2 protein-coding genes are annotated in these 1,595 nt (G+C 47.1%); both read left to right on the top strand.

Features of this window, described 5'->3' with window-relative positions:
• Window positions 1-167 precede the first annotated feature (167 nt).
• A complete protein-coding gene (locus tag M23134_RS41665; RefSeq protein ID WP_002704837.1) occupies window positions 168-314 on the top strand; it encodes a hypothetical protein in 147 nt (48 codons plus the stop codon).
• 594 nt (window positions 315-908) lie between these two features.
• The coding region (locus M23134_RS37145) for a sensor histidine kinase (RefSeq protein WP_002706324.1) at window positions 909-1,595 on the top strand (687 nt) is incomplete at its 3' end.

Below are 1,595 nucleotides of genomic sequence, written 5' to 3'. Positions count from 1 at the left end.
AGCGTACTCCAAAAGCTTCCTCCGTCCTCCAAATAACGTTTTTGATCCGTCACTACACTTCTGACGTTAGTGAGGTGGTCTTTAAGTTCTGCGCACCTAAATAGCCTAAGATCAAATAGTTACGTACATTCTCATTTCCTAACTAATGTCAAAATCCGCATTCATTCATGCACGATAAAAACAAAGAACGTCGCCCCGCAAAAACCACGGGCGCAGCCAAAAATACAACTTATAATCTTCAGAAGAAAATAAAATTACCCAGGGCGTTTGGGAAAGTGAGCGCGCAGATGAACGCAGGAGGCACGACTAAGTGAAGCGGCGCAAACACTGCGCGTAAGCCAGCGGGGAGACGACCAGGCAAAAACACTTTCATGACCACAACCCGAAGCTTTCTAACCGCGCGTTGGGGCCCGCCCGTGTTCACAGCCGAAGCCCAAAGGAGTGGCGGTTTTTCGCGGGTAAGCTTGCGCGAACGACGACGGCTGAAGGATGCCCGCCGACCCACCGAGGCTGCGCGAGCGGTAGGTTTTTGCGGGTGCCAGGTGGGGCACGCACGGGCGGAAATACACCAGACGAACAGTGTAGCGAAGGAGCTGACGAAGGGCTTTTTTTTCATATGAAAAATAAATCAACAAAAAAAGCCCTGAGGAAAGCCCGCGGTGGGGCGGGAAGCCATGCGCGTAAATGCCACTGGGCGGCACGAGGCGGAAGAAGGGAACCGCAAGCCGCATGACAGCCCTGACGACCGAAGGGAGAAAGGGCTGGCGTGCGGCTTTGCTGACCGACTGACAACGAGTACCTTATAACCGGGCAGGGTTGGCTTTTCGAATGTTAGTTTCAATGGTTAGTTTCAATGGCTTTATGGCTAAAATGGTTTTATGGTTAGTTTCAATGGCTAAAATGGTTTTATGGCAGGTTTGTTGGTGATACTGCTTTTGGTGTTAGGTTTGTTTTATCATAGCAAACAACGCGGTAACCAGATGTTGGTTGCTACCAATGCCCAATTGGTAGAGTTAGATCGGTTTAAACAACAAATGCTGGGAATGATTGTACACGACCTCAAAAATCCGCTCAACTCTATCATTGGCTTATCTGAGGAGCAAACCAATCCACAGTTTTTTACTGCCATTAATCGGTCAGGCAAACGTATGTACCATCTGATTATGAATATATTGGATGTGCAAAAAATGGAAGAACATCGGCTAAAAATTGAGCAAAAAACTATTTTGGCAGAAAGCATCATCAACGCAGCTTTGGCACAGGTAAACTATATTATACAAGAAAAAGGGCTAAAACTCAAAGTGGGACGCTTGACGGGTTTTTTTGTAAACGTAGATGCTGATCTGATGGAGCGGGTAGTGGTAAACTTGCTCACCAACGCCACCAAATATACGCCTGTAGGTGGTACAATCACCATTGATATAGTGCCCGATGCCCCAGCGGGTTTTTGCAAAATACAAATAAGTGATACAGGGGTGGGTATTGCGCCTGAGCATTTAGATAAAATATTTGATAAGTACCAACAGGCTTTTGCCAAAAAATCGGGACAGATGCGCTCTACCGGGTTGGGGCTAGCCTTTTGTAAATTGGCAACT

Origin of the sequence: Microscilla marina ATCC 23134, assembly GCF_000169175.1 — a bacterium.
GTDB classification, from domain to species: Bacteria; Bacteroidota; Bacteroidia; order Cytophagales; family Microscillaceae; genus Microscilla; species Microscilla marina.
This window is presented reverse-complemented; position numbering and strand designations above follow the sequence as displayed.